Source organism: Arthrobacter sp. R4-81 (assembly GCF_054792365.1).
The window spans coordinates 1829315-1843988 of record NZ_CP096445.1; the positions used below are offsets into that span (position 1 = coordinate 1829315).

Here is a 14674-nt window from a genome sequence, read left to right on the forward strand (position 1 = left end):
CTCCGGCACGGAAGCTGTGTTCCAGTGCCACTGACTCTAGAAACGAAGCTGGGTCCAAATGTAGGAGTCTCTCCATCGGGGTTCCTCGAACGCCCATGAAGTCATCACAGCGTGTGCCGCCCGCATGTCAGGAGCACCTGTGCTGAAGTGCTGATCAGGAGTCCCGTCGCGGTATTCGACGAGGTAGGTGCCGTCAGCGTTGCGGGAAGACTGAATATAGGTCTGTTCCGTGACGTCGACCAAACGTTCGACGATTGCGAAGGTTTCGTCGCCGTTCTCAATGTCTTCCAAGAGCATGAACAGTAGATCCTCAGAGGGATCGTCCCAGGTTTCACCTGACTCATTCGATGCCCTGAGCGTCGGTATCACTTGTGTTCCCCTAACCTTTTCCCCGGATGAGCTGCTACTGATGTTCGTAACCTTATCCCTGCGTTTAAAGGGGAGGGGGTCCGCGACCCAGATGCACTCAAAATTCAGTGACGTCGAAGCGTTGTCCGTAAGCCGATCGTCTACCGGCACGCTTGAAAGAGCACCAATTCCGATCGCCCCCCGTCGGCTGTCACCCCGCGAATCTTCGCGAATCGACCGACGGACTGGAAACCCAGAGCCTCGTGCATTCTGATGGAAGCCGTGTTGTGTTCGTTCGCGAAGTAATAAGCGGTCGAAGACTGAGACCAGATCCACTCCACCCGCGCGCTGGTGAGAGCAGAACCGATTCCCCGCCGGCGGGAATTCGGAGAGACGACGACACCCCCTAAATAGTGGCCCGCAGGGGCTTTGCCATCGGGTTCGCCATGGAAGTGCGTTTTGGCTACACCGACGATCTCTTCTTGTATGGACGCTACCAACACGATCCGCTCGCTTACCGGGGCAACCATTTCTGGAGTCCAGCGTGCGCGGTCGCTGGCATCGCAGATCGCGACCACATGTTCCAGGTCGTCCAGAGTCGCCTCGCATATCTGCATCCATAGAGCTTACTGAGGGGCTGGGCGGGGCCGTTAAAGTTCCCGCCAGCCGTAGATCAGACGACGCTTCACCGCCCCGTAAGGATCCTCTTGGGCAATCGGATTGCCCGGTCAGGGTTCGGCTTACGTGCACCAGGACGACATTTAGCGCCGCGAAAATGCCGCCACTTATCGCCGCGATTCACATTCTTACGGAAAGCACAGCTAGGCCCTGCCATAACTCATGTCCGTAAACAAAAGGTTTCAAAACCTTACTGGGAGGGTTTTTGACATGGCAGCGGGAAACGTCATCGGGCCGCCAGGACGGTGAAGGGTCAGCCGGCACTGAGTCCTTGCTGAAGCAGGCCCACTACGTCGTCGTCCCTCAACTGCTCGAAGTGATGGTAGAAAGCGCCCACTGCCCGGAACTTTCCTGGCAGGTGGAGGCAGAGGACGAAGTCGGTGACCCGCTCAAGGGAAGCCTGAGCTTCCACCGAGGCAACAGGTACTGCCACCACCACTGTTGCAGCGCCGGAACCGCGGACAGCCTCTACTGCTGCCCGCATGGTTGCCCCGGTAGCCAGTCCGTCGTCGGCGAGGATAACTGTTTTCCCCTTCAGATCCAGCTTCAGGCCGGGATAGCTGCGGGCGCGGCGTAGAAGCTCCGCGCGCTCGCGGTCTTCCACCTGGTTCAACAACTCCTGCCGGACACCGTGCTCAAGCATCTGGGCCAGCAGGGGTCTGTTGATGATCCGTACCACTCTTCCCTCGGATGCCGGCTGGCCGGCATCCGATTCGTCAGCGGCTGCCGGGGCAAGGGCAAGGGCGCCATAGGCTGTTTCCTCATGGCCCGGGATTCCCAGTTTTCGGACGAGCATGACCCCTAAGGGCAGGTACAGCGCAGCAGCCAATGCTGCGGCCACCGGTACGCCCCCGCGGGCCAGGCCGAGGACCAGGGTGTCAGGCCGTTCACGGAATTGGGGGAGGGCAGCCGCCAGGCGCCTCCCTGCTTCCTCGCGGTCCTCGTAGCGCGTGTTCATCGGGGGAGTTGTCAGACGGAGAGGAACTCGATGGCCGCCTGTTTGAAGACGCGGCTTGTGAGAGCGCTGGTGTGGTTTCGTCCGGGAATCACCAACTGCTCCACCAATGCTCCGGATTTTGAACCGATCGCGGCCAGGTCAGGCATGGTCGCCGCGCGCTCGTCGTTCTCGCCCGCCACGAGGAGGATTGGCACATGGGGGACTGCCTCGGCCGGATCGTAAGGCTCGGCCTTGATGGCTTGCACTAACGAGAGCAGCGCAAAAATGTTGTTGCTGGGAAGCACCAGCGCCATCTTCAGCAGCTGGGCGGTGGAGTCGTCGGCGATGGGAGTCCCGTCGGCCAGGTAATTCTGTGCAGCCACGAGATCGAAAGCCGCCAGCGGGTCTGCCGTGTTCGGGCCGCCCATGACGATCCGATGGACGATCTCCGGCTGCGTGGCACCGAACTCCCACGCCAGACGCGACCCAAGGGAATAGCCGATCAGATCCAGTCCGCTGGCAGGGTCACCATCCTGCACAGGCCGGACGCCGGCGTCGAACGCTATCTGCAGGAGATCCGCACGGATCCGGCTGGGCGTGTATGAGTCCAGATCCTCAGGCGCGCCGCTGCGGCCGTGGCCCGGAAGGTCAACCGTGATGACTTTGCGCCCCGCTGCAAGAAGGGCCTGCAGCCAACCGGTGTCTTCCCAGTTCAATTTGCTGGATGAGGAGAATCCATGGAGCAGCAGGATGGGCCGCAGACCGGCGTCGCGCTCTGGCTCATGGAGTGCCACGTACAGCTGGGGGTCCGTACCCTCGACCGTGTGGGAATGCTGTTCGCCGGTGTGCCTGCCGCTCATCGTGTCAGTCCTCATCAAGTACGGCGCTCAGGCGAACCCGGCGCTTCGGTGCCTCTTCCTTCGGGACAGTGCCCACGATGCCAGCGGTGTTGTCCGGCACCTCAAACACGATCAGGGGTTCGCCGACGTTGATTTTGTCGCCTGGCCCGCCGTGGATACGCACCACTTTACCCGCCTGCGCACTCGGGAGTTCAACCGCGGATTTGGGCCTCGTGCGGGTTCGACGGCGAGACCACCTTGAGGCTTGGAACGTGCGCAAACAGTGCCTGTGCAGTCTCAGGCTGTTTGGCGGGCCAGTCTGATTCTTGTGCCTATCCGGGATGCAGCTGCGATGGCGGCGATCAGGACAAGGGTGCTGAACAGCTGAATGCGGCTGGCTTCTGCCCAGAAGCCGACTGCCAAAATGAGGGCCAAAAGGATCAGTCCGAGGATAGTCAGGGCCGGGAACCCTTTCATCCGCAAGGGAAGTTCTGTTCCCTCCCGGTCCGCCCTCCTGCGGAGGATCAGCTGGGACACCAAAGCCGAACCCCACACCACCAGGCAAGTCGAACCCACCAGCTGGAAGAGGGCCGGGAGGATCTGCTCAGGGAAGAGCAGTTCCAGCACCGTGGCGGCGAAGCCGAAGGCCACCGAGACCAGAACCGCAGGCACCGGAACCCCCGCTGGCGTCAGTTTCGATAGAAAGTAGGGGGCCTCGCCGCGCTGCGACAGCGAGTAGGCCATGCGTGATGCCCCATACAAGTTGGCGTTGAGAGCGGAGAGAAGCGCAACTGCTGCCACCAGCGTGATGGCTGCACCGGCACCAGGGATGCGGGCGGCGTCGAGCACTCCCGCAAACGGCGACTGCAGGCCGGGGGAGCCAACGGGCAGGACTGCGGCGATCACCAAAACCGATCCAATGTAGAAGACCAGGATGCGCCACACCACTGTCCGGATCGCTACGCCAACGCTGTCCGCAGGGTCCTCGGTCTCGGCCGCAGCAACGCTGACGATTTCTGTTCCACCAAACGCGAAAATGACCACAAAGAGGGCGGCCGCGATGCCGCCGAGGCCCGCGGGGGCGAAGTCTGCACCGATGACGGACAAGCCGGGCGAGGGTACGTCGGGCAACAGGCCCAGAAGCAGGGCTGCGCCTATGGCCAGGAACAGGACGATTGCCGTGACTTTGAGAATGGCGAACCAGAACTCGAACTCGCCGAAATTCTTCACTCCGGCGAGATTGATGGCGGTAAAAAGCACCATGAACGCCAATGCAAGGGCCCATACGGGGATAACGGGCCACACCGAGAACAACAGTGCCGCCGCTCCAAGGGCTTCCGCGGCTATGACCACTACCAGCTGGAGCCACCAGAGCCACCCGACGGTCGCTCCCGCTGTTTTGCCCATGGCACGTTCGGTATAGACGGAGAAGGCTCCGCTGTTGGGATGTGCTGCGGCCATTTCTCCGAGAGCCCACATCACCACAATGATCAGGGTGCCGGCCACGAGGTAGGAGATCAGGACGGCAGGTCCAGCCAGCTGTATGCCCGCGCCGGAACCGAGGAACAGGCCGGCGCCGATGGCACTTCCTAGTCCCATCATGGTCAGCTGGCGCGGACGGAGGGAATGACCAAGGTGAGCGGCAGGGCGTTCATTGGCCGGGTGTTTCGAGGGAGGGCGTTCCGCGGTGGACTTCGTTGTCATGGGCGAACCTTCTTGGGGGTCGGTGGGTTTCGGGTCCTTATGGGACCTACCGAATTTACCCCCTTTCCTTCTCCGCGCGCGTGTTGCTTGAAGCTGCCGCCGAGCAGGCTATGGGCACGCCTCAGGTCTGAGGCGGGCGAACGTGTCCGGCAAAATTCGAAACATTTTGTTTTGAAGCCTTCACCCCTTACGATGAGTTCTAGTCAATGTGACTATAACTGTTCCAGTGAAGCCCGGTTCGGCCGGGAACTAATCCGGCCAGCACAGGGTGCCGTAGGGGGTGGGAATCATGTACACGAATGCAGCCAATGTCTCAGAACGCCAGGCGGCCCCACCCTCACTTGCCATTTCCACGGTGATCTTCGCCCTTCGTCCCAGTGAGCAGTCGGGCCGCCCGACTCTGTGGCTTCCGCTGGTGCGGCGCATCCGTGAGCCTTTCAAAGGACTCTGGGCCCTGCCAGGCGGCCCCCTCTCCCATGCCGAATCCCTCCAGGACGCTGCTTCGCGCAACCTTCAGGAAACCACCGGACTGGCCCCAAGATACTTAGAGCAGCTGTACGCCTTCGGAGGCCTCCACCGCTCGCCCAGTCAAAGGGTGGTGTCGATCGTCTACTGGGCGCTCGTCCAGCCCACAGAGGCCGCCCTTGCTGATGAGTCTGAAAACGTGAAGTGGTTCCGTGCCGACCGGCTGGGGGAGCTGGCCTTTGACCACAACGCCATCGTGGACTACGCGCTGTGGCGGCTGAGGAACAAGATGGCTTACGGCTCCATTGCCTATCACCTGCTTGGTGAATACTTCACGCTGGCAGAAGTGCGGGAGGTCTATGAGGCCGTCCTGGACAGGCAACTCGATCCGGCCAACTTCCGTCGGCAACTCAAATCCACCCCTGAGATTCAGGAAACCGGTGAATACCTCCAGGGCGGAAAACACCGTCCCCCACGCCTTTACCGCTTTATCGGCCACCCAGGCCTAGACCCAGATAACAGGAGCAATCATGAGCAGCGTTAACACAACCATCCAGCTCATCACCCGTGAACAGGCCGAAAAAGGAACGTTCGCGGCGGCGAAAGCCTCCACTTGCAGCCCTGCCCTGGCCAAGGGCCCCTGGGACTACGACCTCGCGGAGGCCCTGGCCGATACGCCCGCCTATGGTCCCGGTGCTTCAAGCGCCGACGTCGCACCTCGTGCCACCCCGAGGCAGGGGCAGTTGCCGGAGGAGTACAAACTGGCCAGTGACGCTGAGCTGGACGCCAGGATCCGGGCCGCCAAAGCGACTTTGGGGGAGCGGGCTGTGATCCTGGGCCACTTCTACCAGCGGGACGAAGTTATCGAATACGCCGACTTTGTGGGTGACTCCTTCCAGCTGGCCAATGCCGCCCTGACCAAGCCTGAAGCCGAAGCCATCATTTTCTGCGGCGTGCATTTCATGGCTGAGACGGCCGACATCCTCTCCAAGCCGGATCAGGCTGTGATCCTGCCCAATCTCGCCGCCGGTTGTTCAATGGCAGACATGGCTGATATCGATTCCGTGACAGAGTGCTGGGAGCAGCTGGAGGAAATCTTCGGCAGCGAGCCCGACGCCGACGGCCGTGTTCCCGTCATCCCCGTGACCTACATGAATTCTTCCGCTGCCCTCAAGGGCTTCTGTGGGGACCACGGCGGAATCGTCTGCACATCCTCTAACGCAGCCACCGTGCTGGACTGGGCATTCCAGCGCGCCCAGCGGGTTTTGTTCTTCCCGGACCAGCACCTGGGCCGCAACACTGCCAAGGCCATGGGCGTGCCCTTGGACCGGATGCCCATGTGGAACCCCCGCAAGGACCTCGGTGGTAACGACGAAACCGCCCTGCAGGACTCCCAGGTGATCCTTTGGCACGGCTTCTGCTCAGTTCACAAGCGCTTCAACGTCGGTCAGATCGAAAAAGCACGGATCGACTTTCCCGGAGTGCAGGTGATTGTGCACCCCGAATGCCCCATGGAGGTAGTCGACGCCGCCGATTCGGCCGGGTCCACGGACTTCATCCGGAAGGCCATCGCGGCCGCCACTGAGCCGACGGTCTTCGCCATCGGTACCGAAATCAACATGGTGAACAGGCTTGCCGCCGAGTACCCGCAGCACACCATCTTTTGCCTGGACCCGGTTATCTGCCCGTGTTCCACGATGTACCGGATCCACCCGGGTTACCTCGCCTGGGTCCTTGAGGGACTGGTGAACGGCGAAGTACTCAACCGGATCACAGTCGACGACGCCGTTGCAGGCCCGGCACGCTTGGCGTTGGAACGGATGCTGGCGGCCCGTCCATGAATGGGCAGGAGCCAACGCGGAACTCCGGACGGGAGCGCACGCTCGTCGTCGTTGGAAGCGGTATAGCCGGACTCTACGCTGCCCTGCTGGCCGCCGACGCGCCCCGGACCCATGGCCGCGGGACTGACGTGGTGCTCCTGACGAAAGGAACCCTTGAACAGAGCAACACCTTCTACGCGCAAGGTGGAGTTTCAGCAGTCTTGGAGCCCGGAGAAGCGGCGCCTGGTGACTCTGTTGCCGCGCACATCGCGGATACTCTCGCCGGCGGCGCGGGCCTGAACAACCCCGAAGCCGTCCGCGTGCTCTGCACTGAAGCCGTCCGTGATATCGCCGGGCTGAAGCGCTTCGGGGTGGACTTCGACTGCGATGACGCCGGACATCCTGCCCTGGGGCTGGAAGCGGCCCACTCCGCACCCCGGATCCTGCATGCCGGTGGGGACGCGACCGGCGCGGGCATCGCCAGGGGACTTATCGCCGCCGTCCTCGAGCGGGCAGTCAGCGGAAGGCTGCGGTTGGTGACGGACGCCTTCGTGACCGAACTGACGACGTCGAACGGACGCGTATCGGGGGTGAAGTACCTCCACAACGGACTGTTCACCAGCATCGAGGCCGACGCCGTGCTGCTGGCTACCGGCGGCGCCGGCCGGCTTTTTGCCCGCACGAGCAACCCGGATGTGGCCACTGCCGACGGTTTGGCCTCGGCCTGGCGTGCGGGCGCAACTGTCCGGCACCTGGAGTTCTTCCAGTTCCATCCCACCACGCTTGCAGCAACGGAGCGGCCCGGCGGTCCACCCGCGCTGCTCATCTCTGAAGCGGTGCGTGGTGAAGGCGCGGTCCTCACGGACGCGGCCGGCCACCGATTCATGCCTGATTACCACCCCGACGCCGAACTGGCCCCCCGCGATGTTGTTTCCCGCAGCATTGCCCTCCACCTGGCAAGGACCGGGGCGCCGGCGGACAGCCCGGTCTTCCTGGATGTCCGCGGCGTCGAAGCCTCCAAGGGGCGCGGATTCCTGGCGCGGCGTTTCCCGACGTTGACAGCTGCCACCCGTGCTGCCGGTTACGACTGGACGGCGGAAGTGCTGCCCGTATCCCCGGCCGCCCATTACTGGATGGGAGGCGTCGCCACAGACCTCTGGGGCCGTACCTCAATCCCGGGGCTTTACGCTGCGGGTGAGGTTGCATGCACGGGTGCCCAGGGCGCCAACCGGCTCGCCAGCAATTCCCTGCTTGAAGGCCTCGTTTTTGGCAGGCGCGCAGTCGAGGCTTATCTTGACGCTGCCGAACCGGCCCGCTTTGACACCACTGATGCCGGCTTTGCCGCGAGCGACGCCAGCGTAGACATCGAGGCTGCATCGGTGGGTTTCACTGGCTTCGAATCCGATGGCTTCAGCCGCGGTGCCTTGTCCCGTCTGATGACCCGGGCAGCCGGCGTCCTGCGTACCGGTGCTGAGCTGGATGAGGCAGCACGGCAGTTGGCGGTCTGGGCCGCAGGCTTGGTCCGGACTGATGCGCTGGCCGTACGTGATTTCGAAGACCGGAACCTGCTGCTGGCAGCACAGCTGCTCGTTGCCGGAGCGAGGTCACGCAAAGAGTCTGTTGGTGCGCACTACCGCGCCGACTCCCCACAGAACTTGCGTGGTCAGGGAGCCACCACTCTTCCGATGCAAAGGATCAGCTCATGACCTCCACTGCCCACGCCTTCACTCCGATCGATGCCGTTTCCGGTACTGGCAGCTCCGTCCAGGGGAGCCTTCCGGATGCCGCCGTCCTGAAAGTCCTTCGCTCCGCCCTGGAAGAGGACGCTCCCTATGGCGACATCACGTCCCAGACCCTCATCCCGGAGGAAGCCCGGGCAACCGCTGTGCTCAATGCCAGGGTTCCCGGCGTTCTCAGTGGAGGAAACGTGTTCGCCGGCGCGATGAGGCTCACTGATCCGGACGCCGTCGTCGAACTCCTGGTGGCTGACGGGGAGCGTTTTACCGCCGGCACTTGCCTTGCCCGGGTGACAGGCAACGCCCGGGCGGTATTGCTCGCCGAACGCGTTGCGTTGAACCTGATCCAGCGGATGAGCGCGATTGCCACCAAAACAGCAGGGTTTGTGGACCTGGTGGCCGGAACGAAGGCACGGATCACCGATACGAGGAAAACCACCCCCGGGCTTCGCGTCCTGGAGCGTTATGCGGTCCGCTGCGGCGGTGGGGCCAACCACCGCTTCAGCCTGTCCGATGCAGTGCTGGCAAAAGACAACCACCTGGCCGTAATTACCGGCGGTGATTCCCGGAAGCTGACGGATCTCCTGTGCCAAGCCAAGGCACAGCTGGGGCACACCACCCACTTTGAGGTGGAGGTGGACACCATGGAGCAGATCGAACCTGTGCTCGCGGCCGGAGTGGACACCATCATGCTGGACAACTTCAGCCCGGCCGACCTCGCCGCTGGAGTCGCTCTGGTGAACGGGCGCGCCCGGATCGAGGCGAGCGGCAACGTAACCCTGGAAACGGTGGCCGGCATCGCCGCAACAGGGGTGGACGTCATCTCCATCGGAGGGCTCACCCACACCGTAGCCGCCTTGGATCTCGGGTTGGACGTTGAGCTGGACCTCAGTCCCGGCCTCACCCCCACCTCTGGTTCCGGGGACCGCTGAACCGTCATGATTTTCCTCGACGCGGCAGCCACAACACCGGTCCGGCGGGAAGTGCTCGAAGCCATGTGGCCCTACCTGACAGGTGAATTCGGCAACCCCTCCAGCCACCATACGCTCGGTGAAGCTGCCGCCAACGCGCTCGCTGACGCAAGGGCAACCGTGGCGCGTTCCCTCGCCTGCCGTCCCGGCGAAGTAACCTTCACCTCAGGAGGTACGGAGGCCGACAACCTGGCCGTGAAAGGGATCTCCCTGGCCCGCCAGGCCGCCGACCCCCTCCACAACAGGGTAGCCATCAGCGCCATAGAGCATCCGGCAGTGGAGGAATCTGCCAGGTACCTGGAAGGGTTCCACGGGTTCGTCGTTGATGTGGTGCCTGTGAACCGGTACGGGCAGGTGACACCCGAGGCGCTCGCAGAAGTGGTGCGGCCTGAAACCGCACTGGTCAGCGTCATGTATGCGAATAACGAGATCGGCACCATTCAGCCGGTGGCTGCTTTGGCTGCCGAGGCACACAGGCATGGCGTACCGTTCCACACAGATGCGGTGCAGGCTGCAGGCTGGCTTTCCCTGGACACCAAGGCGTTGGGCGTGGATGCCCTCAGTATTTCCGGCCACAAGCTCGGTGCACCCAAGGGCAACGGGGCACTCTATCTCCGGAGCCGGACCAGGATTGAACCACTGGTCCACGGTGGAGGCCAGGAGCGTGGACGCCGCTCGGGTACCGAGAACGTTGCGGGAGCGGTGGCCCTGGCAAAAGCACTCACACTCGTTGGCACGGCTGAGCAGGGAACTGCCGAAGAGCCTGTGGCGGCCAAGGCGGCAGGGCTCCGCGATCAATTCATCAAGACCGTCCTGGAGCTCGTCCCGGGTGCCATCCTGACTGGTCATCCCCGGGAGCGGCTGCCCTCCATCGCATCGTTCTGCTTCCCGGGCACCAGCGGAGAGTCAGTCCTGCTGGAATTGGAGCGTCAAGGCGTGGTGTGCTCAAGCGGATCTGCCTGTGCCGCTGGGTCGGATGCGGCGTCCCCGGTGCTGCTCGCACTGGGGATAGAGGCAGAAGTTGCCCAAACTGCAGTGCGGTTCAGCTTCGACTCAACGGTGGGCGCCGCTGAACTGGCGGAAGCGGCGGCGGCGGTGGGCGCCGCCGTCGGGAATGTCCGTTCCCTCAGCGGCCGCTAACGTTCCCGGACACCTACTGGATTGGTGAGTTCGCCGATCCCCTCCACATGACACGTGACGGTGTCGCCGGGCTGGAGTGGTACAGATTCGGCCGGGAACCCGGTGAGGACGAGGTCGCCCGGATGCAGGGTCATAAAAGAAGTCAGGTACACCAAAATCTCGTCCACCTTCCACCCGAGGTCAGCTGAGCTCCCGGCCCCAAGCGTCCGACCGTTGTGCGTGATCCCCATGGATACCGCAGAGTCATCCAGGGAGGTGACCAGCCATGGTCCAACGGGGGTGAAGGTGTCCTGGCTCTTGGCGCTGATCCACAGCTGATCCGTTTTCTGATGGTCCCGGCTGGTCACGTCGTTGCCGATCGTGTATCCGAGTACAGCAGCGCGGGCGTTTTTGAGGGTCAGTCCGCGCGCTTTACGCCCGACGACGACTGTCAGTTCGGCTTCCGGGTCAACCTGCTCTCCTCCCTCCGGTAGTTCAATGGTGTCGCCCGGTCCTATGACGCTCGTGGCTGCCTTGTGGAACGCCTGGGGTGGAAGGGCCCGGCCCGACGGGCCCGTATTGTGGGCCATCCCCAGAACATTGGCGGGAACGCTGGGAGCCAGGAAGCGGAAGGTGTCCTCGCTGACCTCCTGGCCTGCAGTCCAACCGGTACGCGCCGGGCTTACCGCATTAGCCAATGACTCCGGAAAGGGCGAGGCAATGACGGTCCAGCGCCGCCCTTCCGCAGAGCTGAAGTCGGGACAGTCGTTGGCCACGAAGTACTGTTCGGCTGGTGGCGTTGGTGATTCCCGGACCAAGGGGCGAACGCGGGCGATGCGGCGGGATGAACCTGGAATCATCCCCACATCCTATGCTCGGCCGGCACTAGGCCAGGGCAGCGGATCCGAAGGCGACGCTGAACCTGTCGCACCAGAGCACCACCGTGTCCAATCCACTCAGGTCTGCGCCGGCAGGAATGACGTAGTTGTGGGTGCCATGGGTTGCTTTGATATGGCCGAGGTCCAGGTATTTGCCTCCCCGGTACTTGAACCAGTCACCGCCGGCGTCTAGTTCACTGAGCCAGATCTTGACATCTGGCCCATCGCTGCTGGCCAGATTCTCCAGCCGCACCAGCTGCGTCCCGTCTGCCAGCGTCAGGAGGCTGGCCGTACCGCTGGTTGGGTGCTCCTGGGATTGGAAATCGCCCCGGGCCACCACAACAGGTGCAGCTTCCGAGGCTGGGGCCCCTGCGGTCGCGGCGGACGGAGTGGGCTGCATGCTTTCCGTGGGGCCCGACGGCGAAACTGTGGTTGTGTTCGAGGGGGAGGAGGCAGCGGGTACGGCCTCAGGCAGGGCCTCATTAAGCGTGCTGCTTGTGAAGAGCCGCCAGGGTTGGAAGAGGTAGGCGCCGATCAACAGCACAGCCACCGTGCAGGGAATGAGCACAGCCAGGACTTTGCGGCGTTTGAGGAATTCCATATCTCTACGGTAGGTGCGGAGGGAATGCTCTGTCCCCGGGAAAGTCTTACCGTTTGCTGACAACCCCCGGAGAGTTTGCCTGCCGGAGAGAGTGGGGGAGAGTCCGCCGGCCTAGGAGAGCTCGCCCACGGGGATTTCCACCGCGAGGCGGTTGGACGGCCCCGCAAGCGGAGAGGCCCAGGCCTCGTTGTAAGCGCATGACGGGTTGTAGGCGAAGTTGAAGTCCAGGATGAATTCTGCCGAGGGACCAGAGCCGCGGATGCCTTGGTAGGCGCCCTTGATGGTGTCGAGGAGGTATCGCCCGGAACCGTAACTGCCGCCGCTCTGCCCGGCGGTGGCGTCGCGGAAGGGTACGAAGATGCCTCCGCCGTAGCCCTGGATCTTCCAGACTGCCAGTTGGCCCATCTCGGGAAAGTCAAAGGTCCCGAGCCGGACAAAATGCACCGGACCATCGGTGCCATTATCGACGCTCATCTCCCGGCCCGCGCCCTCTTTCGTCAGGGGGACGTTGAAGCGGTAGATGGGATCGTAATCCGCTGTCCGGAGGCCGCCAAAAACGGCCTTATCGGCGGCCGTCAGAGGTGAGGCGGGGTGCGTCCCGAACATACGGTCACGCTCTTGCCGCCAATAGGAATGCGCTTCCGCCGGGTTGTCAGCGGCAATCCGCCTGACATTGTCATAAAGGGCGAACGTCCGTAGCCGCCAGTCTGCGACGTCGACGGCGGAGATTTCTGTGATCTTGCCGCCGCCCCGATTTTCTTGCAAATTCGCCATTCCCCCAGCCTAGTCGCCTTTGGCATCCCCTCCGCGAAACGCTGCGCCGCCGACCGTCGCGGGTCCCCCCTGACCGCTACGCTGGGATGCATGACAGGGACGGGAATCTCCGCATCGCTCCGGCTAACCTCAGTGCTGCTCGTGGCGGCAGCGGCGATGGCTGGCTGCAGCAACGACGGAAAAGGCACTCCGGCGTGGACGGCCGGCGCGAGTCCCTCAGGTTCCGTATCCCAGGCCCCCACTGCAAATCCAACGGAAACCGCCGTATCCGGAACCTCAACTGCGGAGGCCACCCCGTCGGGAGGCGAGACTCCGGTGGTCGGCGCAACTGCTTCCGCCTGGAAGGTCTTCAACGATCCCGGGAAAACGGTGAGCTTTGAGCTGCCGCAGGAGTGGATTACGCAGTCCCTGCCACCCGCGGATGGTTCTCTGCCCGGTGCACTGAAAATCGAGGTGAAGGATTCCAAAGGTGCTTATCTTGCCACCCTGCAGACAGGGTTGCCCGCGGCGGCTCCGGTGGATTGCGCCGCTCCAACGGCCAAGCCCTACGTGGTTGTCAGCAGCGTTCCGGTGGAATTGCCACATGCTGACGGGGAGGGCACTATTCCGCCGCGAGTGGTATTCCGCGTCATCCAGGGGTACAAGTTCTTCGGTTCATTTGGCATCACCAACATGGTCGGCGGCGCGGACGGAAAGGCCTGCACCCTGCAGAACGTCGTCCGGGGTCCGGCAGGCAAGGGCAACTATTCCTTCGGGGATCTCACTGCGCTGAAGGCCTTCGCCACGGATGAAAAGGTGGCACCGGCGAAATCCTTTGACACCTTGGATCAGGCGGCCAAGTACGTGAACGAGGGATCTGAATTCGCCAACGTCCAGCGGATGCTAATGTCTCTGAAGATCAATAACTAGTCCCACCGTTTGCCTCTGCTTCTGGCTGGCGGTTTGAGGGCTGCTCTGCTTCCACTTCATACTCCGGAGATACATGCAACGCTCGGTCGCCGCCCGGCTCGTCTTCAAGACCACCGCCGAGACGAAAGTTGCTCTGGCTGTTGCCGTGGCCAGCAATCCAGGCTATTCCTCGGTGACAGAAACGCTGTCCGTGACAGCGGGCGGCCAGAACGTTCCGGTCACGGAACTGGCCGATGATCACGGCGGAAGGTTCCACTACTTTGAGCTTGCTGATCCCTCCGAAGTAACCGTCGACTATGCCGCCACCGTGTCCGGGCAGGCGATCCCGCAGGAGCCCACCCTTATGGATCTCATCCGCTACGTCCGGCCCAGCCGCTATGCGGAATCTGATCGCCTCCTGCCCACCGCCTACGCAGAATTCGGCGGGCTCCAGGGGGAAGAACTCCTGCACACTGTCCGGAACTGGGTATCCACCGAGCTGCGCTATATCAGTGGATCCTCGCGGGGAACCGACGGGGCAGTGGAGACCCTGCTGCACCGTAGGGGTGTCTGCAGGGACTTCGCTCATCTGGCCATTGCATTGTTGCGGTCCAAAAACGTGCCGTGCCGCCTCGCTGCCGTCTACGCTCCCGGACTGAGCCCCATGGATTTCCATGCCGTGGTGGAGGCCCATCTCAACGGGGCCTGGCACATCATTGACCCCACAGGGTTGGCACCGCGCGAGAGCATGCTCCGCATCACGGCAGGCCGGGACTCCTCCGACACAGCCTTCCTCTCTACAATCGGAGGAAGCCTCACCCTCAGGGAGCTGGGCGTCACCGCTGTGGTGGACGGAATATTGCCGGAGGAAGACCCGTCAAAGCTTGTAGTACTTCGGTAGTGCCCGTCCTGGGCG

15 protein-coding genes and 1 pseudogene are annotated in these 14674 nt (G+C 63.0%); 7 read left to right on the top strand and 9 right to left on the bottom strand.

From position 1 onward, the window contains the following. Nucleotides 1–36: 36 nt before the first annotated feature. The 6 genes and pseudogenes from M1E05_RS08575 to M1E05_RS08600 all read right to left on the bottom strand — a co-directional run bounded on the left by M1E05_RS08575 (nucleotide 37) and on the right by M1E05_RS08600 (nucleotide 4506). On the bottom strand, nucleotides 37–369 hold the full coding sequence (locus M1E05_RS08575; RefSeq protein ID WP_461165005.1) for a hypothetical protein: 333 nt from the start codon (nucleotides 367–369) through the stop codon (nucleotides 37–39). A 140-nt stretch (nucleotides 370–509) separates the two neighbouring features. Further along, nucleotides 510–965, bottom strand: a complete 456-nt coding sequence (locus tag M1E05_RS08580; protein WP_461165006.1) for a GNAT family N-acetyltransferase — start codon at nucleotides 963–965, stop codon at nucleotides 510–512. Between the two features lie 314 nt (nucleotides 966–1279). Beyond that, nucleotides 1280–1984, bottom strand: coding sequence for a phosphoribosyltransferase (locus tag M1E05_RS08585; RefSeq protein ID WP_458111276.1), 705 nt, complete (start codon nucleotides 1982–1984; stop codon nucleotides 1280–1282). A gap of 11 nt (nucleotides 1985–1995) precedes the next feature. Next, nucleotides 1996–2823, bottom strand: a complete 828-nt coding sequence (locus M1E05_RS08590; protein WP_461165007.1) for an alpha/beta fold hydrolase — start codon at nucleotides 2821–2823, stop codon at nucleotides 1996–1998. A 4-nt stretch (nucleotides 2824–2827) separates the two neighbouring features. Further along, a pseudogene (locus M1E05_RS08595) lies at nucleotides 2828–3028 on the bottom strand (biotin/lipoyl-containing protein); the annotation flags it as partial. 71 nt (nucleotides 3029–3099) lie between these two features. After that, nucleotides 3100–4506: an amino acid permease gene (locus M1E05_RS08600; protein WP_461165008.1), complete on the bottom strand. Its 1407-nt coding sequence runs from the start codon at nucleotides 4504–4506 to the stop codon at nucleotides 3100–3102. A gap of 289 nt (nucleotides 4507–4795) precedes the next feature. Here M1E05_RS08600 and M1E05_RS08605 point away from each other — a divergent pair, with 289 nt between their 5' ends. The 5 genes from M1E05_RS08605 to M1E05_RS08625 are packed head-to-tail and all read left to right on the top strand — an operon-like array spanning nucleotide 4796 to nucleotide 10638. After that, nucleotides 4796–5515, top strand: a complete 720-nt coding sequence (locus M1E05_RS08605) for an NUDIX hydrolase (protein WP_461165009.1) — start codon at nucleotides 4796–4798, stop codon at nucleotides 5513–5515. Continuing rightward, complete coding sequence (gene nadA, locus M1E05_RS08610) at nucleotides 5502–6812, top strand: quinolinate synthase NadA (RefSeq protein WP_461165010.1); 1311 nt, start codon at nucleotides 5502–5504, stop codon at nucleotides 6810–6812. Before M1E05_RS08605 ends, nadA begins: the two co-directional genes overlap by 14 nt. Next, entirely contained in the window at nucleotides 6809–8497 is a 1689-nt protein-coding gene (nadB, locus tag M1E05_RS08615; protein WP_461165011.1) for an L-aspartate oxidase, read from the top strand. The genes nadA and nadB overlap by 4 nt, the downstream gene beginning before the upstream one ends. Beyond that, entirely contained in the window at nucleotides 8494–9459 is a 966-nt protein-coding gene (gene nadC / locus M1E05_RS08620) for a carboxylating nicotinate-nucleotide diphosphorylase (protein ID WP_461165012.1), read from the top strand. The genes nadB and nadC overlap by 4 nt, the downstream gene beginning before the upstream one ends. A 6-nt stretch (nucleotides 9460–9465) precedes the next feature. Continuing rightward, on the top strand, nucleotides 9466–10638 hold the full coding sequence (locus M1E05_RS08625; RefSeq protein ID WP_461165013.1) for a cysteine desulfurase family protein: 1173 nt from the start codon (nucleotides 9466–9468) through the stop codon (nucleotides 10636–10638). On the opposite strand, the gene M1E05_RS08630 is transcribed toward M1E05_RS08625, so the two are convergent. From M1E05_RS08630 to M1E05_RS08640, 3 genes are all read right to left on the bottom strand, one after another. Further along, nucleotides 10635–11477, bottom strand: coding sequence for a fumarylacetoacetate hydrolase family protein (locus tag M1E05_RS08630; protein WP_458111268.1), 843 nt, complete (start codon nucleotides 11475–11477; stop codon nucleotides 10635–10637). The genes M1E05_RS08625 and M1E05_RS08630 overlap by 4 nt on opposite strands. 25 nt (nucleotides 11478–11502) lie before the next feature. After that, nucleotides 11503–12096 carry a DM13 domain-containing protein gene (locus M1E05_RS08635; RefSeq protein WP_458111267.1) on the bottom strand — a complete coding sequence of 198 codons (594 nt, stop codon included), beginning with the start codon at nucleotides 12094–12096 and terminating at the stop codon, nucleotides 11503–11505. A gap of 111 nt (nucleotides 12097–12207) precedes the next feature. Then, the gene (locus M1E05_RS08640) at nucleotides 12208–12870 is read right to left on the bottom strand and encodes a DUF1684 domain-containing protein (protein WP_461165014.1); all 663 of its coding nucleotides are present in this window, start codon (nucleotides 12868–12870) and stop codon (nucleotides 12208–12210) included. 90 nt (nucleotides 12871–12960) lie between these two features. Between M1E05_RS08640 and M1E05_RS08645 the strand changes: the two genes are divergently transcribed. Then, complete coding sequence (locus M1E05_RS08645; RefSeq protein ID WP_458111265.1) at nucleotides 12961–13779, top strand: hypothetical protein; 819 nt, start codon at nucleotides 12961–12963, stop codon at nucleotides 13777–13779. Nucleotides 13780–13852: 73 nt separating this feature from the next. Continuing rightward, nucleotides 13853–14659 (top strand): transglutaminase-like domain-containing protein, encoded by an 807-nt coding sequence (locus M1E05_RS08650; RefSeq protein ID WP_458111264.1) that lies wholly within the window; start codon nucleotides 13853–13855, stop codon nucleotides 14657–14659. Nucleotides 14660–14674: the final 15 nt, after the last annotated feature.